General features: G+C 51.3%; 19 protein-coding genes and 1 pseudogene. 13 read left to right on the top strand and 7 right to left on the bottom strand.

What is annotated here, in order from left to right; translation table 11 throughout:
* Positions 1 to 160 precede the first annotated feature (160 nt).
* From HMPREF2726_RS02285 to HMPREF2726_RS02270, 5 genes are all read left to right on the top strand, one after another.
* Positions 161 to 832: a TetR/AcrR family transcriptional regulator gene (locus HMPREF2726_RS02285; RefSeq protein WP_049224734.1), complete on the top strand. Its 672-nt coding sequence runs from the start codon at positions 161 to 163 to the stop codon at positions 830 to 832.
* A gap of 20 nt (positions 833 to 852) precedes the next feature.
* On the top strand, positions 853 to 1,908 hold the full coding sequence (locus HMPREF2726_RS02280; RefSeq protein ID WP_070602055.1) for an HlyD family secretion protein: 1,056 nt from the start codon (positions 853 to 855) through the stop codon (positions 1,906 to 1,908).
* 42 nt (positions 1,909 to 1,950) lie between these two features.
* The gene (locus HMPREF2726_RS14070; RefSeq protein WP_168163269.1) at positions 1,951 to 2,112 is read left to right on the top strand and encodes a hypothetical protein; all 162 of its coding nucleotides are present in this window, start codon (positions 1,951 to 1,953) and stop codon (positions 2,110 to 2,112) included.
* Positions 2,087 to 4,087: a glycogen debranching protein GlgX gene (gene glgX, locus HMPREF2726_RS02275; RefSeq protein WP_070602053.1), complete on the top strand. Its 2,001-nt coding sequence runs from the start codon at positions 2,087 to 2,089 to the stop codon at positions 4,085 to 4,087. The genes HMPREF2726_RS14070 and glgX overlap by 26 nt, the downstream gene beginning before the upstream one ends.
* Before the next feature lie 203 nt (positions 4,088 to 4,290).
* Entirely contained in the window at positions 4,291 to 6,777 is a 2,487-nt protein-coding gene (locus tag HMPREF2726_RS02270) for a glycogen/starch/alpha-glucan phosphorylase (RefSeq protein ID WP_009311266.1), read from the top strand.
* 165 nt (positions 6,778 to 6,942) lie between these two features.
* On the opposite strand, the gene greA is transcribed toward HMPREF2726_RS02270, so the two are convergent.
* Both greA and HMPREF2726_RS02260 read right to left on the bottom strand, forming a co-directional pair.
* The gene (gene greA / locus HMPREF2726_RS02265) at positions 6,943 to 7,419 is read right to left on the bottom strand and encodes a transcription elongation factor GreA (RefSeq protein ID WP_003742680.1); all 477 of its coding nucleotides are present in this window, start codon (positions 7,417 to 7,419) and stop codon (positions 6,943 to 6,945) included.
* Positions 7,420 to 7,617: 198 nt separating this feature from the next.
* Entirely contained in the window at positions 7,618 to 10,767 is a 3,150-nt protein-coding gene (locus HMPREF2726_RS02260; RefSeq protein WP_009311265.1) for a DNA translocase FtsK, read from the bottom strand.
* 138 nt (positions 10,768 to 10,905) lie between these two features.
* Here HMPREF2726_RS02260 and HMPREF2726_RS02255 point away from each other — a divergent pair.
* The 5 genes and pseudogenes from HMPREF2726_RS02255 to HMPREF2726_RS02240 all read left to right on the top strand — a co-directional run bounded on the left by HMPREF2726_RS02255 (position 10,906) and on the right by HMPREF2726_RS02240 (position 14,946).
* Positions 10,906 to 11,585, top strand: a pseudogene (locus HMPREF2726_RS02255) (energy-coupling factor ABC transporter permease).
* Between the two features lie 70 nt (positions 11,586 to 11,655).
* Positions 11,656 to 12,105, top strand: a complete 450-nt coding sequence (locus HMPREF2726_RS02250) for a hypothetical protein (protein WP_009311263.1) — start codon at positions 11,656 to 11,658, stop codon at positions 12,103 to 12,105.
* A 60-nt stretch (positions 12,106 to 12,165) separates the two neighbouring features.
* Entirely contained in the window at positions 12,166 to 12,513 is a 348-nt protein-coding gene (locus HMPREF2726_RS12670) for a hypothetical protein (protein WP_083299360.1), read from the top strand.
* Positions 12,514 to 12,767: 254 nt separating this feature from the next.
* Positions 12,768 to 14,309 carry an L-lactate MFS transporter gene (locus HMPREF2726_RS02245; protein ID WP_009311261.1) on the top strand — a complete coding sequence of 514 codons (1,542 nt, stop codon included), beginning with the start codon at positions 12,768 to 12,770 and terminating at the stop codon, positions 14,307 to 14,309.
* A gap of 436 nt (positions 14,310 to 14,745) precedes the next feature.
* Positions 14,746 to 14,946, top strand: coding sequence for a hypothetical protein (locus HMPREF2726_RS02240; RefSeq protein WP_003765401.1), 201 nt, complete (start codon positions 14,746 to 14,748; stop codon positions 14,944 to 14,946).
* 130 nt (positions 14,947 to 15,076) lie between these two features.
* Here HMPREF2726_RS02240 and cah read toward each other — a convergent pair whose 3' ends face one another.
* From cah to HMPREF2726_RS02220, 4 genes are all read right to left on the bottom strand, one after another.
* A complete protein-coding gene (gene cah, locus HMPREF2726_RS02235) occupies positions 15,077 to 15,835 on the bottom strand; it encodes a carbonic anhydrase (RefSeq protein WP_070602050.1) in 759 nt (252 codons plus the stop codon).
* 313 nt (positions 15,836 to 16,148) lie between these two features.
* Positions 16,149 to 16,880: a phosphoadenylyl-sulfate reductase gene (locus HMPREF2726_RS02230; protein WP_003765388.1), complete on the bottom strand. Its 732-nt coding sequence runs from the start codon at positions 16,878 to 16,880 to the stop codon at positions 16,149 to 16,151.
* Between the two features lie 129 nt (positions 16,881 to 17,009).
* Complete coding sequence (dinB, locus tag HMPREF2726_RS02225; protein ID WP_070602048.1) at positions 17,010 to 18,068, bottom strand: DNA polymerase IV; 1,059 nt, start codon at positions 18,066 to 18,068, stop codon at positions 17,010 to 17,012.
* A 143-nt stretch (positions 18,069 to 18,211) separates the two neighbouring features.
* Positions 18,212 to 18,706 (bottom strand): hypothetical protein, encoded by a 495-nt coding sequence (locus HMPREF2726_RS02220; RefSeq protein ID WP_003756439.1) that lies wholly within the window; start codon positions 18,704 to 18,706, stop codon positions 18,212 to 18,214.
* 962 nt (positions 18,707 to 19,668) lie between these two features.
* Here HMPREF2726_RS02220 and HMPREF2726_RS02210 point away from each other — a divergent pair.
* The 3 genes from HMPREF2726_RS02210 to HMPREF2726_RS02200 are packed head-to-tail and all read left to right on the top strand — an operon-like array spanning position 19,669 to position 22,033.
* Positions 19,669 to 20,676: a ubiquinone anaerobic biosynthesis protein UbiU gene (locus HMPREF2726_RS02210; protein WP_070602047.1), complete on the top strand. Its 1,008-nt coding sequence runs from the start codon at positions 19,669 to 19,671 to the stop codon at positions 20,674 to 20,676.
* A gap of 12 nt (positions 20,677 to 20,688) precedes the next feature.
* Positions 20,689 to 21,606 carry a U32 family peptidase gene (locus HMPREF2726_RS02205; protein ID WP_009312869.1) on the top strand — a complete coding sequence of 306 codons (918 nt, stop codon included), beginning with the start codon at positions 20,689 to 20,691 and terminating at the stop codon, positions 21,604 to 21,606.
* The gene (locus tag HMPREF2726_RS02200) at positions 21,593 to 22,033 is read left to right on the top strand and encodes a ubiquinone anaerobic biosynthesis accessory factor UbiT (RefSeq protein ID WP_009312870.1); all 441 of its coding nucleotides are present in this window, start codon (positions 21,593 to 21,595) and stop codon (positions 22,031 to 22,033) included. Before HMPREF2726_RS02205 ends, HMPREF2726_RS02200 begins: the two co-directional genes overlap by 14 nt.
* A gap of 134 nt (positions 22,034 to 22,167) precedes the next feature.
* Here the strand turns inward: HMPREF2726_RS02200 and HMPREF2726_RS02195 are convergent, their stop codons facing one another.
* Positions 22,168 to 23,880, bottom strand: a complete 1,713-nt coding sequence (locus HMPREF2726_RS02195; protein ID WP_009312871.1) for a proline--tRNA ligase — start codon at positions 23,878 to 23,880, stop codon at positions 22,168 to 22,170.
* Positions 23,881 to 24,210 lie beyond the last annotated feature (330 nt).

The following is a 24,210-nucleotide window of genomic DNA, read 5'->3' as shown; positions in this document are numbered from 1 at the left end:
CCTTGTCCTGATTTAAAGTTAATCCACTATAAAATAACGGTTGGTTGGCATTTGTATCGGCTCGGCTTGGGATGGGGTGTTGGTTTGCAACAGTAGCGTCTGAAGGCGGTCTGATATTTCAGAAGATTTTTGTTTCATTTGAGTCTTGGATATTTGTCCTATGACAACAATACAGGCAGATGAGGTGAAGATAATGAACGGTGTAACCAGTGCGCAATTTATTTCCGCAGGCATTCATTTTTATCCCAGATGCGGCTACAAGCGGCTGTCGGAGCAGGCAATCGCGGAGCATTTGAATTCGAATTTGGAAACGTTCAATAGGATGTTTGCCGATAAAGACGAATTCGTGAAGGCGATGTTGATTGAGTACAGCAATCGGGCTTTGGGGCGGGTGTCGTTCGATTTTGCCCAAAATATCGAAGATACGGAGCGGCTGTATCAGATTGTCTGGCGGCTGGCGGTGACGATACGCGAGCATTTGGCGTGGATACACAGGATGCTGCTGGACAGCGAAGAAGGCGTGGATTTGATTACCAAAGCATTGAAAAAACAGCATAAGATGCTTGCCTGCGGGATGATTCAGCACATTAAGGCGTGCAACGGCAGGGAAGATGTGCCGGAACTGGCTCTGTTTAATCAGTTTGAGTTTCTCAACGGCGCGGTCATCTCGCCGATGATTATGAACACGCGCTACCGTATGTTGGGGATACTGACCGATGAGATGAACGGGCGGCATGAGGATTTGCTGACCGATTCGTCCATCCACCAAAGGATAGATTGGGCGTTTGCCGCGCTGTTTCCGCAATACCGCTCTAAGGCGCGTCCGTTTTGACGATTAAGGTGTAACGCAACATGAAAAAAGCTGTTATTGCTTCTCTTGCCGTCGCGCTGGCTGCGGGCGGCGTGTGGTATGTCCTTCAAAACCAAAAAGAAACCCTACCGGCATGGATCGCGCAATCCAACGGGCGGCTGGAGCTGAACCGCATTGATGTCGCCAGCCTGTATCCGGGGCGGGTGAAGGCGGTATTGGTGGAAGAGGGCGCGGACGTGAAAGAGGGCGATATTCTGGCGGAACTGTCGTCTGAAACCAGCAACAGCCGTTTGGAAGAAGCGCGGGCGGCAGAATTGCGGCAAGAAGAGGCGGTCGGGCGCGCCAAAGCCGCCGAAGCGCAGATGAAGCAGACGGTTGCGCGCGCGCAGGCGAATGTGGACGCGAACAGGCAGCAGCTGCGCGTGGCGAAAATGGAGCTGGACAATGCGCGCAAATTGCTTGCCGACCAGCTGGTGTCGCAATCGGAAGTTACCAAGCGTCAGGCGGATTATGAACGCGCTGTCGCGGCAGTCAAAGCGGCAGAAGCGGCGCGGGACGAAGCGCGGGCGACGGTGGCGCAAAGTGCCGCCGCACAAGCGGAAGCGCGCGCCGGTGTGGAACAGGCGAGGGCGGCAGTCAAATCGGCCACATCCGCCAATGATGATATGAATATCCGCGCGCCGATAACCGGCAGGGTGGAATACACCATTGCGGAAGCAGGCAACGTGGTCGCGGCGGGTTCGAAAGTGGTCAGCCTGCTTGATCCTGCCGATGTTTCGATGAATATTTTCCTGCCGACCGACAGCATGAGCCGTTTGAAAGTCAATGACGATGCGCGTATCCGTTTGGACGGCATTGATGCGGTGTTCCCCGCCAAAATCAAATTTATCGCGACGGACGCGCAGTTTACGCCCAAGTCGGTGGAAACGGTCGATGAACGCGCGAAGCTGATGTTTAAAGTGAAATTGCAAGTGCCGCGCGAAACGGCGGTGAAATACAACCGCCTGCTGAAAGGCGGGCTGACGGGCAATGGTTTTGTAAAAACCGACGCTAAGGCGGCTTGGCCTGCCGAGTTGGCGGTGAGGTTGCCGAATTAATAGCGCTCAAATTCGGACGGCCTCAAGTTAAAACAAAGGGTTATGGCTAAAAGAGGTCGTCTGAAAACGGGATTTTGCTTTTCAGACGACCTCTTTCCATTCAAGCATCACCCCTATAAAAAGAACAACTATCCGGAAGCGCAGCCCGACGCGTTTCCATCAAATCAGGACAAACAAAATGAAAACCAAAACATGGCGCATTGAAGAAGGTGCGCCTTATCCGATGGGCGTGTCGCTGACTGAGAAAGGGGCGAATTTTGCGCTGTTTTCCATCCATGCCGAAAAAGTCGAGCTGTGCCTCTTTGACAAGGGAGGGGAAACCCGTTTGGAAATGCCTTCGCGGCGCGGGTCGGTGTTTTATGGTTTTGTGCCGGAGGTCGGGGCAGGGCAGCGGTATGGTTTTCGTGTTTACGGACGCGCTGATGCGCCGGGCGGCTCGTGTTTCAATCCGAACAAATTGTTGATTGACCCGTATTCTAAAAAAATCGACGGCAAACCGAGTTATCGGGATGAGGAGGAAATGGCATGGTTCCGTCCGGAAGACGGGCGGGACAATGCGGCGGTGGCACCCAAAAGCGTGGTAGTGGGCGACGATGATTTTGATTGGGGCGACGACCACCGTCCGAACCATCCGTGGGGCAGGACGGTAGTGTATGAAGCCCATGTGAAAGGGTTTACCAAGCAGTTCCCCGATTTGGAACACGCGGGAACGTATCAAGCGCTGACCGATCCGCGCGTGATTGATTATTTGAAAACTTTGGGCGTTACCGCCGTCGAGCTGCTGCCGGTACACCAGCATTTGGACGAATACCACCTGCAAAAAATGGGCTTGAGCAATTATTGGGGCTACAACACCTATTCCCATTTTGCCGTCGAGCCGTCTTATGCCGCCGATGCCGAACGCGCGGCGGAAGAGTTGAAGCAGGCGGTCAAAGCCTTGCACCAGGAAGGTTTGGAAGTGATTTTGGATGTCGTGTACAACCATACCGCCGAGCAGGATGAAAAAGGCCCGATGCTTTGCCAGCGCGGCATAGACAATGCTTTGTGGTATTGGCTGAAGCCCGACGGCAGCTATGAAAACTGGTCGGGCTGCGGCAATACGTTGAACATCGTCCGCCGCGACGTAACCCGCTGGGCGGCGGACAGCCTGCGCTATTGGGCGGAAACGTTTCATGTGGACGGTTTCCGTTTCGACTTGGGAACGGTATTGGGGCGGGAACCCGATTTTCAGGCTTACGGACGTTTTTTTCAGGTGGTGTACCAAGACCCCGTGTTGGCACGCTGCAAACTGATTGTCGAAGCGTGGGACATCGGCGAAGGCGGCTATCACTTGGGCAATTTCCCGCAGCCTTTTGCCGAGTGGAACGGACGTTTCCGCGACGATATGCGCGCGTTTTGGGTGTGGGAAAGCGGCAATTTGGGTGCGTTTGCCGAACGTCTGGCGGGGTCGTCTGATATTTTCAACCACAGCGGCCGTCATCCTTCCGCCAGCATCAATTTCATCACCGCACACGATGGTTTTACGCTGCGCGATTTGGTCAGCTACAACGAAAAACACAACCATGCCAACGGCGAAGACAACCGCGACGGACATAACGAAAACATCAGCTACAACCACGGCATCGAGGGCGAAACCCAAGATGCGGCGATTTTGGAAGACCGCTCCTACACCGTCAAAGCCTTGCTTGCCTCGCTGTTCCTTGCCAACGGCACGCCCATGCTGCTGGCGGGCGACGAGTTCGGCAACAGCCAACAGGGCAACAACAACAGCTATTGTCAGGACAACCCGATTACTTGGCTGGATTGGCAGCAGGCGGACGAAGCGTTGCAAGGCTATACGCGCGATTTAATCCGCCTGCGTCAAGAAATCAAATTATTGGGCGATGATGTCTGGTGGAAACAAGAGCGCGTCCGCTGGCTCAATATCCAAGGCGAACCGATGAGCGAGCTTTGTTGGCACAACCGCGGCGCAAAAGCCATGCAGATTGTTTTGGACGATGAATGGCTGCTGTTGATCAATGCCAAGCGTAGTCAACAAATATTTAACCTGCCTCAAGGAAGTTGGCAGATTTCTTGCGTACCATCCGAGAAGTTTAATTACAATGCAGACGGCAAGCTGACAGTCGAACATATGGGTATTTGGATTTTGCAGCGTAAAAATACATCGCCGAATATATGACATATGTCATTAATAGGATGTTTTTAAAAGAAACCCTATTATTTACACTGCCTCAGTTATAATGCTGAAGATGAGTAATAAATTTACCTGATCGACTTGCTTAACGGAACATAAAGGCATACGGCTTTTCAGACGACCTCAGACTGCCAAAAGATACAAATTCCCCCGCTTCATCATCCTATCCCCAACAGAGAAAGGCTATCATGGCTAAGAAAAAACAACCCATTTCAGGTTTTGATTATGTCATGCCGAAACCGGATGCCGAAACCATCCGCAAGTCCATCGTCTATAAATTGATTTTCATTTTGGGCGTCGATCCGAAAGAGGCGACCGAACACCAATGGCTCAACGCCGCCATGCTCGCCGCGCGCGACCTGATTGCCGAAGACTTCCTGCAAACACGCCGCGCCCACATCGACAACGGCAAACGCATGGTTTACTACCTTTCCATGGAATTCCTGTTGGGACGCGCCTTCGTCAACGCTTTGATTAACGAAGGCGTGTATGCCGAATTTGAAGAGGCGTTCAAACAACTGGGTAAAGAGTTCGCCGACATCTGCGAACAAGAACAAGACCCCGGCTTGGGCAACGGCGGTTTGGGCCGCCTGGCCGCCTGCTTCCTCGACTCGCTCGCCACCTTGCGCATTCCCGCCATGGGCTACGGCATCCGCTATCAATACGGTATGTTCAAACAAGAAATCGTGGACGGCCAGCAGGTCGAAAAACCCGATTTGTGGCTCGACCAAGATTTGGCATGGCAAATCGGCCGCCCGAACAAACAATACGCCGTCAGCTTCGGCGGACAGGTCATCAATATGGGTGACAAAAAAGAATGGCATCCGAGCGAAGAAATTTCCGCGATGGCATACGATGAAATCATCCCCGGCTACGGCGGCGACGTCGCCAATCCGTTGCGCCTGTGGACGGCTCACGCCGGTAGCCGCTTCGACTTGGCAGATTTCAACCGCGGCGATTACGCTTCCGCCGTCCGCGCGCAAAACAGCGATGAAAACATCTCGCGCGTCCTCTATCCGAACGACTCCACCGACAGCGGCCGCGAACTGCGCCTGAAACAGGAATATTTCCTGGTTTCCGCATCCGTACAAGACATCGTGGCGCGCCACAAATGCCGTTTCCCCAGCATCAAAAACCTTGCCGACAAAGTCGCCATTCACCTGAACGATACCCACCCCGTGCTGGCGATTCCCGAGCTGATGCGCATCCTGATTGACGAAGAAGGCATCGTGTGGACCGAAGCATGGAATATGTGCTGCAAAATTTTCTCTTACACCAACCACACCCTGATGAGCGAAGCCTTGGAAACTTGGCCGGTCGATTTGATGGGCCGCCTGCTGCCGCGCCATTTGGACATCATCTTTGAAATCAACGCCTACTTCCTGAACGCCCTGCGCGCCATCGGCAACTTCGACGACGACTTCGTCCGCCGCGTGTCCATCATCGATGAGAACAACGGCCGCCGTGTCCGCATGGCATGGCTGGCAGTCATCGGTTCGCACAAAGTCAACGGCGTGGCGAAAATCCACTCCGACCTGATGATCACTTCCATCTTCGCCGACTTTGCCAAAGTGTTCCCCGAACGCTTTACCAACGTAACCAACGGCGTAACCCCGCGCCGCTGGATCAACATCGCCAACCCCGAATTGACCCGTTTCCTCGACAAACACTTGGGCGAACAAGACTGGCGCCTGCATTTGGACAATCTGACCAAGCTCAACGAAAAAGTTGACGATGCAAGCGTGCAGGCAGAATTCGGCGCAGTGAAAAAAGCCGCCAAAGAACGCCTCGCCAAATACATCGAAACCGAATTGGGCATCAAGGTTAACACGGACGCGCTGTTTGACATCCAAATCAAACGCATCCACGAATACAAGCGCCAGGCGTTGAACGTGATGCACATCGTCGACCGCTACAACAAAATCCTGGAAAACCCGGATTTCGACTGGCAGCCGCGCGTCTTCATCTTTGCCGGTAAAGCCGCATCCGCCTACTACATGGCGAAAAAAATCATCCGCCTGATTAACGACGTAGCGAAAACCATCAACAACGACGAACGCATCCGCGACCTGATTAAAGTCGTCTATATCCCGAATTACAGCGTCAGCCTCGCCCAAATCATCATCCCCGCCGCCGATTTGCACGAACAAATCTCATTGGCAGGCACAGAGGCATCGGGTACCAGCAACATGAAATTCGCCCTCAACGGTGCGCTCTGTATGGGTACGCTGGACGGCGCGAACGTTGAAATTCTGGAAAAAGTCGGCGCGGACAACTGCTTTATCTTCGGCAACACCGTCGAGCAGGTGGAAGAACTTCGCCGCAACGGTTACGACCCGCTAGGCTACATCGAACGCGATCATGACCTGCGCCGCGTCGTCAACCAAATCAGCAGCGGCACATTCTCCCCCGAAGAGCCGAACCGCTACAATGACGTCCTGCAACCTTACGGCGATTTCTATCAACTGATGGCGGATTTCCGCAGCTACATCGACACGCAATACAAAGCGGACGAACACTACCGCAATGTTGCCGCATGGCGAAAATCCGCATTGATCAACATCGCCAATATGGGCTTCTTCTCGTCCGACCGATCCATCGCCGACTACTGCCGCGATATTTGGTACATCAAGCCGCTGACTTTGAAAGAGCTGCCTAAACACCAATTAGTTTGATATGAATGAAGCAGTAAACGAAACAGCCGATACGGGAAAGTATCGGCTGTTTTTGCTTGTATGGCTTAGTTCAAGGAGAATACTGTAAGAAGGGTCGTCTGAAAACCATTTTTCTTGGTTTTCAGACGACCTCTGTTCTCTTTATATCAAGGCAATTCGTGGCAATCAGATATATTGAACCGAAATAATGTCGTATTCGCGTACGCCGCCGGGGGCTTGTACTTCGGCGACATCGCCTTCCTCTTTGCCGATTAGGGCGCGGGCAATGGGGGAGCCGACGTAGATTTTGCCTTCTTTGATGTCTGCTTCGTCTTCCCCGACGATTTGATAGGTAACGTGTTCTTCGGTTTCCAAATCTTCCAGCGTTACGGTCGTGCCGAAGACGATTTTGCCTTCTGCGTGGATTTCAGCGGGATTGATGATGTGCGCCATGGACAATTTGTGTTCCAACTCGGAAATTCGTCCTTCGATAAAGCCTTGTTTTTCTTTGGCGGCTTCGTATTCTGCGTTTTCGGACAAGTCACCGTGCGAACGGGCTTCGGCGATGGCTTCGATGATTTCGGGACGGGCGACGCTTTTGAGGCGTTGCAATTCTTGTTTGAGCAATTCTGCGCCGCGTACGGTCAATGGAATTTTTTGCATGGTTTGTCATCTCCGCAAAAGCGTTTGGACTGCTTTTGCCTAGTAAAAAATGCGGTAAATATAATCCGCAAAATGAAAATAAAAATACAAGCCGCCTAAATCTCGGCGGCTTGTCTGTGTAAGAATGAATGGCGGTATTGTACCAAAATCAGGGGAAACTGCAACGGCAATCGGCTTTTCTCCTACTTTGGTGTGGCTTTAGTCCAAATGTTCGCTGCTTTGCGCCAAAACGGTACGGTTGCCGTTGGTTTCAGCAGGCGAAACGATACCGTCTGCTTCCATTTGGTCAATCAGGCGGGCGGCGCGGTTGTAGCCGATGCGTAATTGACGCTGGATGCCGGAAATGCTGGCTTTGCGCGTTTTCAGAACGACAGAGACTGCTTCGTCATACATCGGATCGACTTCGCTGTCGCTGCTGCGGCTGATGCCCGGCAGATCGTCGGTTGTGCCGCTCATCAGAATATCGTCGATGTAATCGGGCTCGCCGAATTGTTTCAGATATTCGACTACGCGGTGTACTTCGTCGTCTGAAGCGAATGCGCCGTGAACACGTTGCGGATAGCCTGTACCGGGCGGCAGGAACAGCATATCGCCTTGTCCGAGCAGGTTTTCCGCGCCCATTTGGTCAAGAATCGTACGGCTGTCGATTTTGCTGGACACTTGGAAAGCGATGCGTGTCGGGATGTTGGCTTTAATCAGACCTGTGATGACATCGACGCTGGGGCGTTGCGTGGCAAGGATTAAATGGATGCCTGCTGCGCGGGCTTTTTGGGCAAGGCGGGCAATCAGTTCTTCGATTTTCTTGCCTGCGGTCATCATCAAATCGGCGAACTCGTCAACCACGACTACGATAAACGGCAGTTTTTCCAAAGGTTCGGGATCGTCGGGCGTCAGGCTGAACGGGTTGGCAATTTTCATGCCTTGTGCGGCAGCTTCCATGATTTTTTGATTGAAGCCCGCAAGGTTGCGAACGCCCACATGGCTCATCAAACGATAGCGTTTTTCCATTTCGTTGACGCACCAGTTGAGCGCATTGGCCGCCAGCTTCATATCGGTAACGACAGGCGCGAGCAGGTGCGGAATGCCTTCGTAAATGCTCAATTCCAGCATTTTCGGGTCAATCATAATCATGCGCACGTCTTCAGGCGTCGCCTTGAAAAGCATGGACAGGATCATGGCGTTAACGCCGACCGATTTGCCCGAACCGGTCGTACCGGCAACCAGCAAATGCGGTGCTTTGCCCAAGTCGGTAACGACGGGCTGACCGGTAATGTCCTGACCTAGCGCGAGCGTCAGCTTGGATTTGGATTCGGCAAACGCGGGCGAATTGAAGATTTCGCTCAGGCGTATCATTTGGCGTTTCGGGTTCGGCAGCTCCAAGCCCATGCAGGTTTTGCCGGGTATGGTTTCGACGACGCGGATAGAGGCAACACCGAGCGAGCGGGCGAGGTCTTTTTCAAGGTTTATGACCGAATTGCCGCGCACGCCGACATCAGGTTCGATTTCGTAACGCGTAATCACCGGACCGGAATAGGAATCCACGACTTTGACTTTAACCTTAAATTCCGCCAGCTTTTCCTCGATAGTGATGCTGTTGTTTAACAATTCTTCTTCGGTCTGCGTGGCAGCCGGGTCGAATTGGGGCGGAAGGAGCAAGTCTGTGGTTGGTAATGGGTACTTCAGGTCGTCTGAAAACTTGTAAAACGCCCCGGTCTCTTCTTCTGAATCTGCATCAGCATCATCGGCGGCATAACCCGTCGCAAGATCGGCATGATGTATCGGCTGATGATGTTCAAAGGCAGAAATTTCCGTATCTTCCGTATGGGCGGATTCGGTTTCAGCATTTCTCTGTACATTTCCGCCTGCGACTTCATCCTCCGTTTCGGATTCACTGATTAAGTAATCATGAATCGAGCGGACAGGATTATCGCTGACATGCGCATTGACTTCAGAATGGAAAGCAGGGATTTCCCAAGCGGGGCGCGCTACCGGAGGATCGACGATTTCAGGTGCAACAGCTGGCGGCGTAAAGCTTGGCGGCGTCGGGATATCGATTGGCGTCGGAGTAACGGTCGGTACTTCGGGCGGCTCGACTACGGTTGCGGTAGGTGCGGGCTGTCTTGAAATATAGACTGCTTTTTCTTTTGACGGAGCGACAGGTTCGGTGCGAAGCGTTTTAGGCGGGAACAGCGGTTTGCGTGTGACGGAACGCTCAACCGTTTGCTCAGGCCGCTGATCGGCTTCTTCCGACAATTTCACCTGCGCGGCAGCAGATTGCTGCTTGCGCGCCAGTTTTTCCGCCGCCGCTTCAGCATGGCGAACCGTCCGTCGGCGGCTTGCAGGAATCAGGTTTGCCAAAATTTCGTCGTTTTGAATGATTTGCGGCTGGAAATCGCGCACAGGCGCAACAGCGGCGGCAAGGCGCTGGCGTGCTGCCGTACTTCGAGCCAATGTGTTCCGAATATCCGTCACATCAATCTCTGCACGGCTATCCAGATTGTCAACGACAGGCAAAATGGCTTCGCGCTCGGCTGTGCGCAATGCGGTTTGCACGGTTTCGATATGCGGAGCACTGGCTTTGGGGATTTGGATGCCATTGACGCCCGCCATGACGCGCTCGCGGGTCCGGCGCAGTACGGGATCGTTGAAATCGATAATCTGCAAACCTTTCATCGGTGTTACCGATGCGCGGATGGGTTGGATTTCCCCGTCATCGTTATTCCGGTCGCCTGCAGGATGGCTGACGGTCTGCTGCTCTTCCCATTCCTGTAACGCCGCTTCATTGAGCGAACGGGTTGCCTCTTCCAAAGTGATTTCTTCAAAGCCTTCGTCTTTAACGATACGGGGAATATATTCAGGCTCTTCGGTTTCGACAAAAGGAACGATATACGGCGTATCTTTCCTTTCGGCTGCGTGTTGTTGAGGCGGCTCGGCTTGGGGGACTTGTTCTGCCGACGGATTTTCAGACGACCTTTCAATATCGGCATCTTGATGATATTCGTGTTTTGCTTCTTGGCTTTCGAAGAAATCCGCTATGTCTTCCATACCGGTTTCAGATTCTTCGTTTTCAGTGTTTGCCGGTTGCTCGGATAATTGCTCCTGCTGCGGAGTGTAACGCGCCGCCATCAGGCGCAGGCGTGCGATGGTTTTTCCGTATGCCGCTTTGGCATCTTCTGAAAATTGATGTGGAGAATCAGCATCCTGACCGTTAGGAATATATTTGCCCTCTTGCATGCCGCGCTCTAAGCGCGCCAATTCGTGCTGCCACTCACGTTCTTGTTTTCTGTGCAGCCAAAATACGCCGCAAATGGCACACAATAAAATGATAATCAGCACTGTCCAAAACATTCGCTGTTTCCCTTGAAATAAACGGCAAAGGTCGTTATTTTAGCGTGTTTCAGCACTAAACAAAACAAGTCCGCAGCGAATTTCGTCTGCGGGGTATAATGCAGGTCGTCTGAATATTTACCCTCGGTCTGGTTTCGTATGAATTTTCAAGCCGCATGGTTTTCCAGTTCGATTTTAATCGCCGCTTGGCTGCTGTTGTCCATTCTGCTTCTCGCTTGCGCGCGTCCGGCATGGCAATCCATGCAGAAGCACCATTCCGCCTCCATCCTCTCCGCCCTGATACTGACGACCGCATGGTGCCTGAATGCAATGACTGACGAAGGGCAGCTCGCGCAAATGAGCTACCACCTGCTTGCCATGAATTTGGTTGCCCTGATGATTGGCGCACCCGCTGCATTATGGCTGGGTCGGTTTTGCTTCTTCCTTATCTTTTATTGTTCAACGGCGGCGACGGATACGCCTATCCCGTCAACGCCCTCGCCTTGCTCTTACCGCCGCTCATTGTTAATCAGCTCTCTTGCCGCTTGGTCAACCGTCTTCCCGCGAATATTTTTATCTTCATTTTTGTCAACGGCTTCATTGCGTCCGCCGTAGGCATGATGCTAACCGGACTGGTACTGGTCAGCGTTTTGGATATCAGCCATGCCTTCCCAACCCCCGTACTTTGGACCACCGCCTTTCCTATTTTCATCCTGATCGCCTGGGCGGAAGCTTTTCTCAGTGGCATCACTACCGCCATTTTTATCGCACTCAGACCGCAATGGATTAATACTTTTGACGACAACCGATATTTGAAATCCAGCAATAAAATTTGGTGAACAGTAAAAGGTCGGTAGTACATGGGGAATTGATATTTCAAGTTATAGACCGTAATGAGGTCATAAGGTCATGATGATGGATATAACATCTTTCTTAAAAACGGGTAGATTTAAAGGTTTATTTGTTGGTATGTCGTATAGTGACTTTCACAAACATAAACGGTTTAAAAAGCTGACTAAATGGTTATACGACGAAGGTAACGTAGAAGGTGGTTTTTCCGTTTTTTGGAAAGGATTGGAAGTTGGTATTACGGATGATATCGTTTATTCATTGTCAATAGACCCTTGTTTTAAAGGCGTTACCATTGCAAAGCAATATAAAATTAATAGAAAATTAACTATTGAGAAATTGATAAAATATTTGTTTCTTACTGATATTGGATGGCAGTTTGTATCTAGAGACGAGTGGGAACATGAGTGTGAAATAAAAACCGAAGGTGGCGTTTCTATCGTCTTTTCATTTGATTTGAATGGGGTAAAAATTTCTAAATTTTCTATTTCATGGGAAGAGGGAATATAAGGCTATACTCCAAAATCGCCCTCTACTTGAAATTAAAAAAAAACAAACAGTGAGTAAGTTATGGAAACTTTTTTTAACTATGTTATATCTCTAGCAGTATCATCATCTAGTTTGCCTTATATTTCAAACTATTATTACGACTCGCAATATGAATGGTTAAAAATATCCATATCTAAAAACAATACTACAAAAGTGTGCGGAAATATCGATATAAGCAAAACCAATCTGCAATATAAACTGCTTTGCGGAAAAGAAAATGGAAAGGGGCTGATTCCATTGGATAAAATAAAATTTCATTACGAAAAGAGCATCTTTTCTGCACAAAGTACCACAAGTGGAAAAGTGCTTTTTTCAGTTTCCTGCACGCAAGAACAATGTAGAGATATAGAAAAATATATTGAGAAGTAATAAGGCTTGAATACATTTTCAAACTCTTTAGGTCGTCTGAAAACCAATTTTCAGACGACCTTTTATCTGAGATACGGATATTATCAAACCATCTTCAAATATCGTCATTTATGAATGATTTTTCTCTTTCTTACTCAAAAAACTCATGTTAAGCGGAGTAAAGCCCATGCGGAAGCGTGGTACAATATTGTCAACAATTTAAGGCGTTTTCCTCGCGGAGAACGCTGTTTTTCATTCGACATCAAGAGGCTTTTATGAAATTTTTAGACCGTGAGGCGACGATTGCCAAGCCGGGTTTCAACCGTTGGCTGGTGCCGCCTGCCGCTTTGGCGGTGCATCTTGCCATCGGGCAGATTTATGCGTATTCCGTGTTTAACGCGCCGCTGACCAAGCTTATCGGCATTACCGAATCGGCTGCCGGAGATTGGAAGCTGACGACTGTGGGCTGGATTTTCAGTATCGCGCTGGCTATGTTGGGCGCGTCTGCTGCTTTGTTCGGCACTTGGATGGAGCGTGTCGGACCGCGCAAGGCGATGTTTGTCGCAGCGTGCTGTTTTAGCTTGGGATTTTTTGTGTCGGCACTCGGCGTCACTACGCATAATCTGTTTCTTCTGTATTTGGGCAACGGCGTGATCGGCGGCATCGGCTTGGGACTGGGCTATATCGGCCCGGTGTCCACTTTGATGAAGTGGTTTCCGGACAAGCCGGGCATGGCGACGGGTTTGGCGATTATGGGGTTCGGTGGCGGTGCGATGCTTGCCTCGCCGTTGTCCGTATCGTTGATGAATGCGTTTTCAGACGACGTGTCGGTCGGCGTCGCACCGACTTTTGTCGTTCTGGGGCTGTTTTACCTTGTGTTGATGATGTTCGGCGCATTCACCATCCGCGTGCCGGCGGAGGGTTGGAAACCTGAAGGCTATGTCGCGCCGAAAGTGAAAAACAAGCTGGTCAGCAGCAATCATGTCAATGTTTCCCAAGCGATGAAAACGCCGCAATTTTGGCTGTTGTTTTGGGTGTTGTGCCTGAACGTGACTGCTGGTATCGGCGTTTTGGGGCAGGCTTCGGTCATGATTCAGGAGCTGTTTTCAGAGGCGTCGGTCGGCAAACAAGCGGCAATCGGCGCTGGGGCGGCGGCAGGTTTCGTCAGCCTTTTGAGCCTGTTCAATATGGGCGGGCGGTTTTTATGGTCCAGCGTTTCCGACAAACTCGGACGTAAAAATACCTACACCATCTTTTTCGTACTCGGTTCGCTGCTGTATTTTGCCGTTCCGTCCATTGGCGAAAGTGGAAACAAGGCTTTGTTTATTATTGGATTCTGCGTCATCATTTCCATGTATGGCGGCGGTTTTGCCGCGATTCCGGCTTATTTGAAAGACTTGTTCGGTACTTATCAGGTCGGCGCGATTCACGGACGTATTTTGCTGGCGTGGTCAACCGCTGCCGTGATCGGTCCGGTTTTGGTGAACTACATCCGCCAAAGCCAAATCGACAGCGGTGTTCCCGCTGCGCAGGCATACGGCGTTACCATGTATATCATGGCGGGATTGTTGATTGTCGGTTTGCTGTGCAACCTTGCCGTCAGATCGGTTCATGAAAAACACCACGAAACCGACATCAAAACAGCGGCGCACAGCGGCAATCCCGATGACGAAACCGCTGTTTCCGATGCCTACTTGTTGCAGGAAAAAGTCGCGGCAGGCGGTTTTTCGGTTTGGTGGCGTTGGACTTTGGTCGGCGTCCCGCTGGCTTACGGCGTGGTGATGGTTTTCGTCAAGGCATTGGATTTGTTCCGTTAGGATTTCAAATGCCGACGTTAGGTCGTCTGAAATGCAGATATGGGTTTTCAGACGACCTCTGAGCGGAAAGACCGGCTTTTGTTTGTATAGTGGCTTAACTTTAAACCGACGGCGTTACCTCGCCTTAGTTCAAAGAGAACGATTCCTCTAAGGTGCTGAAGCACCAAAGTGAATCGGTTCTGTACTGTCTGTACTGTGCGGCTTCGTCGCCTTGTCCTGATTTAAAGTTAATCCACTATATAACCGTCTGATTGGTAAAAGCATTAGTGTGCAATGCCGATTGAGATAAGGTTTGCACGAAGTATGGCAGGGCAAATCGGCAATTTATACCGGACTGGATTTGTGATACATTTTTGCCTTCACAAACCGCAGCAAGCTGCCGGTCAAACGGGAAATCTGTCTTCTTCCCGTTTATTGACCCATGATAGGAAAAGAAATGTTTTGGTATATCGTAGGATTTTTTGCTTTCGTAGTTGCCGTCCTTGCGCTTTGGGTGAATGCCAGCGCATTTGGTATGCAGGAGGACGGCACGCCGCAATCGGAATATGAAAAACGCTTGGGCTTGGGGGCAAAATTGAAGGATAAGGAAACTGCTATGAAAGAACGCGAAGCAGCAAGGTTTCATCCTGATGATTGATGCTGCATTGCGATTCTTCCTTCGGATATACGGTGGACTCGGTGTTCTGAAACCTTAGACCATCATGTAAAAAGGTCGTCTGAAAAACCAAATTTGGTTTTTCAGACGACCTTTTTGTTTACGGCTCCGTTTATTCGATGACAACGCGTGCGTTAAGCGGCTGGACGGGGCGGTTGTTGTGCGAGCCGATGGCGCGGGTGAATTTTTCTGCCTGCGCCTGATCAATGTAGTCGTAGGTTTTCAACAGCAGCCACGATACGCCTTCGCTGCACGGCGGCGTGGTAAGCGAACCGGCAAAGCGGTAGTAATTCAGCCGTTTCGGCAGCAGGGTGCCGGCGTCGAAAGCTTTGTCGAGGTTTACCTTTCCTTCTTTCATCGGCATCACGTTCCATATAGGCGCGAGGCGGTCGTTGGTCTTGCCAGGTTCGTACAATACTGCCAATACCAAAGGCTGGTGGTTTTCGTCTAGGTAGACGAAGTGGGCTTCCATCGGGAAGGTGCGGCCTTTGATTTGGTTTTCACTGGGGACGTGGAAATGGAATTGTTTCAGGGTGTAGGTGCGTCCGTTCACGCTGAGGGTATTGCCGCCTTCGGGGTAGTTGACTTGGATGGTGTGGCCGTTGTTTTCCACGTTAACCGCGCTCGGCTTGTAATTGACTTTGATGGCAGGCAGTCTGCCGGAGACGGTTTCGGTAATGTTGACGGGGGATTGGTTTTTGCCTGTGGAACATAAACGGAACTCTTCAGACAGATTGCCCCAGCTTTCGGGGGAGTCGTGTCCGGTGTAGCCCCAATGGGTGTGGTTTCCGTGTGCGGCGGCGGAGAATGCTGCGAAGGTGGACAGCAGGAAAACAGTCAGACGAGGTAACGTACGGGTCAAGCAGGGCATTGCAATATCCTTTCTGTGAGGAGGAGGGGAAAAGCATTGCGGTGCGTATGTAGATTATTGTTATTTTTTATTTAACCATAGCCATATTAAATCATTAGGTCAAGCCTTCTTGGGTTAATTCTGTTAAGGCTATGAAGTTAAGGCGAATTCATTTTTTCAAAACGATGCTGTTGTTCTGAAAATTGATAATAATTTGAAATAGAAAATGCCTATTTTTCACCCCTTAAAAATTTAAGGAAAGCCGACTTATGAAAAAGGTCGTCTGAAACCTGAATTCGGTTTTCAGACGACCTTTTGCCTTGCCTGACAAGGGTTATTTGTGCAGCCCGCATTCTTTGCTGTCTTTGCTTTCCCACCACCAGCGTCCGGCGCGGATGTCTTCGTCTGCTTTGACGGGGCGGGTGCAGGGTTCGCAGCCTATGCTCGGGTAGCCTTGGAAATACAAGGCATTGAGCGGGACATCGTAGGCTTGCGCGTATGCCCAGACGTCGTTTTCTTCCCAGTCGAAAATGGGGTTGAACTTGGCGATGTTGCGGCTGTGGTCGGTTTCTTCAAAATCCAATTCGCTGCGGGTTGCCGATTGACTGCGGCGTTGTCCGGTCAGCCAGGCGGGGGCGTTTTTCAGGGCGCGGTTGAGCGGCTCGATTTTGCGGATGTGGCAGCAACGGCGGCGCAGCTCGACGCTGTCGTACATGGCGGTTGCGCCGAATTCCTGCTCAAACTGCCGCGCGCTTTCGGGATCGGGGTGGAAAACTTCCAGCTCGGTTTGGTAGCGGACGTTGACGGCGGTAATCAGGGCGGCGGTTTCGGGATTGAGCTTGCCTGTGTCGAGGGTGATAATGCGCAGGGGGAGTTTCAGGCGGCAGATGGCGTCGGTAATGATCATGTCTTCGACGGCAAGGCTGGAGGCGAAGACGGCTTGCGGATAACGGCGGGCGATGTGTTTGAGGCGGGTTTCGAGCGTGGCGGTCAACTCGGGCAGTCGGCGCCGTTCGGCTTCGCCTGTTGTCGGGATGCGCCAAAGCTGGGGGCGGAAGAGGGACATGGTTGGCTTGTTCCTTGGTTTTTGTTTTCAGACGACCCCTCTTGCGGCAAAGGGGTCGTCTGAAAGTTTGTACGGAACATTATTGTCGGGCGGTCTCGCGCGAAGGGGAAAGAATGCTTTTCTATTTCTTTATAACCAAAGCGATTGCTGCTGGTCTTTCGGCACGAGGTGGTTCACGCCTATGCCGATTAGGCGGAAAGCGTCTTCGCGCTGGGGCGGCACGCGCTGCATCAGGGTTTGCGCGGCGCAAAGCAGGGCGTCGGTGTCGGGCAGGACGGAAGAGTAGGTCAGGGAGCGGGTGATGATGCGGAAATCGTGGGTTTTCAGCTTGAGGGTTACGCCTTTGGCTTCGACATTTTTGCGTGCGATTTGCCGCCACAAGTCTTCAGCAAGATGGGGCAGATGTCCTGCCGCCTGTTCGAGCGACAGGTCTTCGGGCAGGGTGATTTCGGTGGAGATTTGGAGGCGTTCGCGTTCGGCTTTGACGGGGCGTTCGTCCGTACCGCGCGCCAAATCATAAAGGCGGTAGCCGTAGCGTCCGAAATGGTTTAACAGTTCGCCGCGCTCGAAACGGCGCAAATCGCCTGCCGTCTGCATACCCAGCGACTGCATTTTTTTCAGCGTAACCTTGCCCACGCCGGGGATTTTGCCCAAGGGCAGGGTTTCCAAAAAAGCCATGACCTTGTGCGGCGGCAGGACGAATTGCCCGTTCGGCTTGCGCCAGTCCGACGCGATTTTTGCCAAAAATTTGTTCGGCGCGATGCCTGCGGAAGCGGTCAGGCCGGTTTCTGCAAAAATGGCGGTGCGGATTTCTTTGGCAACTTCGCTGGCGTATGGGATGTTTTTGAAATTATGGGTCACGTCAAGATAGGCTTCGTCCAGCGACAGGGGTTCGATTAAATCAGTATAGCGCCTGAATACGGCATGAATCTGCGCGGAAACCTGACGGTACAAATCAAAATGCGGCGGCACATACACTGCTTGCGGACACAGCCTTTTCGCCGTCGCCACCGACATCGCGGAATGCAGCCCGAACTGCCGCGCCTCATACGATGCGGCGCAAATCACCGAACGCGCGCCCTCCCACGCGACGACCACGGGCAGTCCTTTCAAATGCGGCTGCTCGCGCAGTTCTACCGATGCGTAGAACGCGTCCATGTCGATATGGATGATTTTGCGCTGGGACATTGAAGACGGTCGGGAAAGAAAAAGAGACGGGTATTTTAGCGGAAAACGATAGAGGAAGGTCGTCTGAAACGGCATTTGGTTTTCAGACGACCTTTGATCAGGGAAAGCAAACAGACTTTGTAGATTTGCCCGATGGCTCGAACCTACGCCGTTTCATGCGCCCATTGGGGCAGGGTGGTCTTTTGTTTGCAAAAAGCGAACAGACGCTGCCCATTGCACTTTTCAAACATCAGCTCTACGCCGCTTTGCAAACGCAAAATCAGGGCGGAAGGCGTATCGATTTTGATGAAGTCGATATGGTGTTGCACAAGTTTGGCAATGGCGGAATACAAATCAAGCTTGTCCGCGTGCCTGAAAAACCAAGGATTTAAGCTTAACCAACGCCCGCCGTTCAGCGAGGTACCGGGCTGAAAGTCCGCCCGGATTTGAGTCAGGCGGTCGTCTGAAAAATGCAATTCGATATCGCCGTAGAGCCAAATGTTCCACCCCTTTTTTACCAAAAGCCCTTTGGGCACGCATTCGGGTGCAGGGAACATTTGCAGGATCATCTCCGCCGTCTGTCCGATCTCCAGATAATCAAATCGGCCTGTGGTCAAAAAGTCGTACATATCGACGGAAATCGGGAAATGGTAGCGCATGGTCGTTTCAGACGAGGTGTGAAATATGGGCTATCTTAGTTCAAAATATAAATGAAATCAATTCTTATTTTTATTTATTTAGCTAATTAAAAGAAATTTGTCGGCAAGGCTGATCACTCAAGACAATATTAAGATATTGATAATGAGTTTTCCAATACGCAAATTTGCCATATGATTATCCGCGTTCCATCATCATTTATTCAGTTTATCAGCTATGGCATACATTTTTATATTTTTAGTCGGATGCTTCATTTTCATCCTGATTGCCCGCAGAGTACGGCCAGCGCCTGAAATCATTTGGGAAAACGAACCGCTCATCTGCATCAGTCTCGGTAATTTATTGGATAACGAACGGATTTATTTTGGCAAAAACGAGATTTTCATTTGTGAAGGCAGTGAAATCAAAGCACGTCATCCTCTTCAAGATTTGATTTATTTGAGTAGGACGATGATGGCCCTTTTCGGTACTCATGTTTAGCGGCTGGAGTTTAGAGCGGATGGAAGCCAAGTTGCTTATCATTTTTATCCCAAAGCCGACGGATTCGCTATTTTTTATAAACAACTGGTTCAAAATCATCCGTGTACCATTATGGACTGTTGGAGTGAGTGGAGGAGATAGGCAGTTTGGGGCTGCAAATGAATAATTTTAGCCCTAGGTGCGATTATTCGCGTTGAGTACATAAAAGGTCGTCTGAAACCTGTTTCAGACGACCTTTTATTGTAAAAATCTATAAATTTAATAGATAATAACTAATCTCATATTATCAAATTGGAAAAGATAACCCGCTGATTAACTTGATATTTAACATGGTTAAATTATGTTAACTAAAACATACGTTATCCAAACCTGATTTCACAATTGATTTAAATCATAATATCTTGTGTCCAAATCTCTAAAATACCCGAAATCATACTAAATATTGATTTTCGAATAACAAACTACAAGAGTCGAGGAACGCAAAATGCCGAAAATCCCTGAGTTGGTTTGTCCCGCCGGCAACCTGCCCGCTTTGAAGACGGCGGTGGACAATGGCGCGGACACGGTTTATATGGGGCTAAAAGATGCGACGAATGCGCGCAATTTCCCGGGGCTGAATTTCGATATGAAATCGGCGCAGGAAGGGGTGGCTTACGCCCATGCGCGCGGCCGCAATGTGTTGATGGCCATTAATACTTTTGCCCAGGCGGGGCAAATCGAGCGGTGGCATCGGGCTGTCGATACGGCGGTGCAACTGGGGGCGGACGCGATAATCGTCGCCAACCCTGCGATTATGGCTTATGCCGCCGAGCATCATCCTAATTTGAGGCTGCACATGTCGGTGCAGGGTTCGGCGACCAATTATGAAGCCATCAATATGATGAAGGAGCTGTTTGGCATCCGCCGCGCCGTGCTGCCGCGCGTTTTGACGGTCGATCAGGTCAAACATGTGATTGACAATACGGATGTGGAAATCGAAGTGTTCGGTTTCGGCAGCCTGTGCGTGATGGTGGAAGGGCGCTGCATTTTGTCGAGCTATGCGACGGGCGAATCACCGAATATGCAGGGCGTGTGTTCGCCTGCCAAAGCCGTACGCTGGGAGCAGTTGCCCGACCGCATGAACGTGCGGCTGAACCAAGTGTTAATCGACCAATACAAACCGAACGAACCGGCAGGCTATCCGACCTTGTGCAAAGGCCGTTTCGAGGTAAACGACGAAACCTATTACGCGCTGGAAGAGCCGACCAGCCTGAATGTTTTGGAAATGTTGCCCGAACTCATCAAAATCGGCGTTTCCGCCATCAAAATAGAAGGCCGCCAGCGCAGCCCGATGTACACGGCGCAGGTAACCAAATCGCTGCGGCAGGCTTTGGATGCGGCCGCTGCCAATCCGGCACATTTCAAAGTCAATCCGCTATGGAACAATGCTTTGAGCAAGGTTTCGGAAGGGCATCAGACGACCTTGGGCGCATACAGCCGTCCGTGGAAATAAGGGGGAGGGAAAATGAATCCGATGAAATTATCGATGGGGCCGGTTTTGTTTTTCTGGCAGAAGGAAGCGCTGCTGGAATTTTACGCCGCCATGCTGGATGCGCCGGTGGATACCATTTATCTGGGCGAAGTGGTGTGTTCGCGCCGCCAGAAAATGCGTTTTGCCGACTGGGTCAGCCTGGCGGAAGATTTGGCGGAAAGCGGCAAGGAAATTATTCTGTCGTCGCAGGTGCTGCTGGAAAGCGAATCCGATTTGAAACGCCTGCGCAAAATCACGGGGCAGGAAAAATTCAAAGTCGAAGCCAACGACATGGGCGCGGTCAAACTGGCGCGCGAACACGGCATTCCGTTTGTCGCCGGCGCCAGCCTGAACATTTACAACGAAAGCACGCTGGCGCTATTCCAAAAACTGGGCGCATACCGCTGGATTGCGCCGTCTGAGTTGAGCCGCGACAAAATTGCCGAAATCATCAAGGCTTCAGACGACATCGAAACGGAATTGTTTGCTTGGGGCAAAATGCCTTTGGCGTACTCTTCACGCTGCTTTACTGCGCGGCATTACAACCTGAACAAAGACGGCTGCGAATTCCGCTGCTTGGATTACGAACAAGGCATGGACATGAATACCCGCGAGGGCAAACCGTTTTTAACCATCAACGGCATTCAAACCATGTCTTATGGCTGCCAAAACCTGCTGCCGCACCATGAGGATTTGCGGCAAATCGGCGTGAACATGCTGCGTCTGTCGCCGCAAATGCACGGCATGGCGGAAATCGTCCGTATCCACCGCGACGTATTGGACGGCAAAACTGCCCTGGCGGATGCGCTGCCCGAATTGGAACGACTGACCACCGGCACGCTGGTGGACGGCTATTGGCACGGCCAGGCGGGTATCGAAGCCGTGAAGGAGGAATATTATGGCGTTGCCTGAAATCGTATTGCCCGCATGGGCGGGAAAAATCGGCGGTAAATTACCGTGCAGGCCGCCGCGTTTCGCTTTGGTTTTTGCCCTCAACACCATGCTCAAACGCGGATTGCTGCCCGCCGACATGAGCCTGTTTGACGGCAAAAAATTCGAAATCGACGTATTGGACGCGGGCATCAAGGTGCGTTTCACCGCCAATGCCGAAAAATTTATTGATGCGGATTTTTTCGGCACACCCGATTTGCGCCTTGCCGCCAACGGCATCGACTTTATGCGCATGATGATGCGCGAGGAAGACCCGGATACTTTGTTTTTCAACCGCAAACTGCAAATCGAAGGCGATACCGAGCTGGGGCTGATTACCAAAAACCTGCTCGACAGCGTGGACTGGCCGTTCGGCGATTGGTTTTTGAAACGGCAGTTGTCCGATTGAATGCCGGTTCGTGCAAGAATGAAGCAAAGCATTCATCCGTTAAGCTTCTGATTTCACAATAATGAAGGTAGTCTGAAACCTGTTTTCCAGTTTTCAGACGACCTTCTTTCATCTGCATCCGTTTTAAACCGTCATTAGTCTTTCAATGCAGCCAATACTTTGCCGGCGATTTCATTCAAGCCCACGGTTTGTGCCTGATTGTCGCGGCGTTCGGCGTATTCGACATTGCCTTCTTTCAGGGCGCGGTCGCCGATGACGATGCGGTGTGGGATGCCCAGAAGCTCGGAGTCGTTCAGCAGCACGCCTGCGCGTTCGTCGCGGTCGTCGAGGAGGACGTCTGCGCCTGCGACCAGCAGTTCGGCGTAGATTTTGTCGGCGGCTTCGCGTACGGAGTCTGATTTTTTGTAGTTCATCGGCACGATAACGACTTCAAACGGCGCCATCGCTTTTGTCCAGATGATGCCTTTTTCGTCGTTGTTCTGCTCGATGGCGGCGGCAACAACGCGGGTGATGCCGATGCCGTAGCAGCCCATTTCCATGATTTGCGATTTGCCGTTGTTGTCGAGGAAGCTTACGTTCATGGCTTGGGTGTATTTGTCGCGCAATTGGAAGACGTGTCCGACTTCGATGCCGCGCGCCAGTTTCAGACGACCTTGTCCATCGGGGCTTTCGTCGCCTTCAACGACGTTGCGTAAATCGACAAACTCAGGCTCGGCGGCGTCGCGGCCGAAGTTGAAGCCGGTATAGTGGTAGTCGTCTTCGTTCGCGCCGATAACCCAGTCCGCGCCTTTTTCGGTGGCGAAATCGGCATAGACTTTGCCTTTGAAGCCGACGGGGCCGAGCGAGCCGCCGTTTGCGCCGAACTGCGCACGGATGGCGGCAGGGTCTGCCATGGTCAGCGGCGATTTCACGCCTGCGAGTTTTTCGGCTTTGATGTCGTTAAACTCATGGTCGCCGCGCAACAGCAATAAGACGATTTCGCCTTCGTTTTCGCCTTCGACAACGATGGATTTCAGCGTTTTTTCAATCGGAATGCTGAGGAAATCAACCAATGAATCAATGGTTTTGACGTTCGGCGTGTGTACTTTGGCCAGCTCTGCCTGAGCGGCCGCGCGTTCGCCTTTGAGTGGCAAGGTCGGTGCCAGTTCGATATTGGCGGCGTAATCGGAAGTGTCGCTGTATGCAATCACATCTTCACCGCTTTCCGCTAATACTTGAAACTCGTGCGAACCGGTACCGCCGATGCTGCCGGTGTCGGCGGCGACGGGGCGGAACTCCAAGCCCAGACGGGTGAAGATACGGCAGTAAGCGTCGTACATGGCATCATAGGTCGTCTGAAGCGAGGAGTAGTCGGCATGGAAGGAATAAGCATCTTTCATGACGAACTCGCGCGCGCGCATCACGCCGAAGCGCGGGCGCACTTCGTCGCGGAATTTGGTTTGGATGTGGTAAAAGTTTTTCGGCAGCTGTTTGTAGCTGTTGATTTCTTTGCGCACGATGTCGGCGATGACTTCCTCGCAGGTCGGGCCCATGCAGAAATCGCGGTCGTGGCGGTCTTTCAGGCGCAGCAGTTCTTTACCGTAAAATTCCCAGCGGCCGGATTCCTGCCACAGCTCGGCAGGCTGCACCACCGGCATCAGCAACTCCACGCTGCCCGCGCGCGCCATTTCTTCGCGCACGACGTTTTCAACTTTGCGCAACACGCGCAGCCCCATCGGCATCCAAGTATAAAGGCCGGACGCGTTGGCTTTAATCAGGCCGGCGCGAATCATCAGCTTGTGGCTGGCAAGCGCGGCTTCGGCAGGGGCTTCTTTCAGGGTGGAAATGAAAAATTGGCTGGCTTTCATGGTGTGTTTTTCTGTGTAAAAAAGTAAGCGCGTATTGTAACGCGAAAGGCAGGGGGATTGAAGTTTTTCCCCATAGGGCGACAGCCGATGCCTTGCTTATTTAGTCAACTCATTTAACATTTATCGGGCGTGTCAATCACTTTTTATACACAATCCCGCATTGGCTTGTTTTGCTTATAAATTTTTCCCATAAAGGCTTTGAAATTTTTTATTTTTATAACCAATTGATTTTATTGTGTTTTATTTGACTATTTTTTAAGCACCGAAAGGCTTGGGTTGTTCCAAAAGCAAAAATTCTGATTACCCAAAGCTTATCAACAAACTTATCCA

The sequence above is a fragment of the Neisseria sp. HMSC074B07 genome (assembly GCF_001810355.1).
Classification (GTDB): domain Bacteria; phylum Pseudomonadota; class Gammaproteobacteria; order Burkholderiales; family Neisseriaceae; genus Neisseria.
The sequence above is the reverse complement of the archived record's forward strand: the minus strand, read 5'-3'. Positions and strand labels throughout refer to the sequence as shown.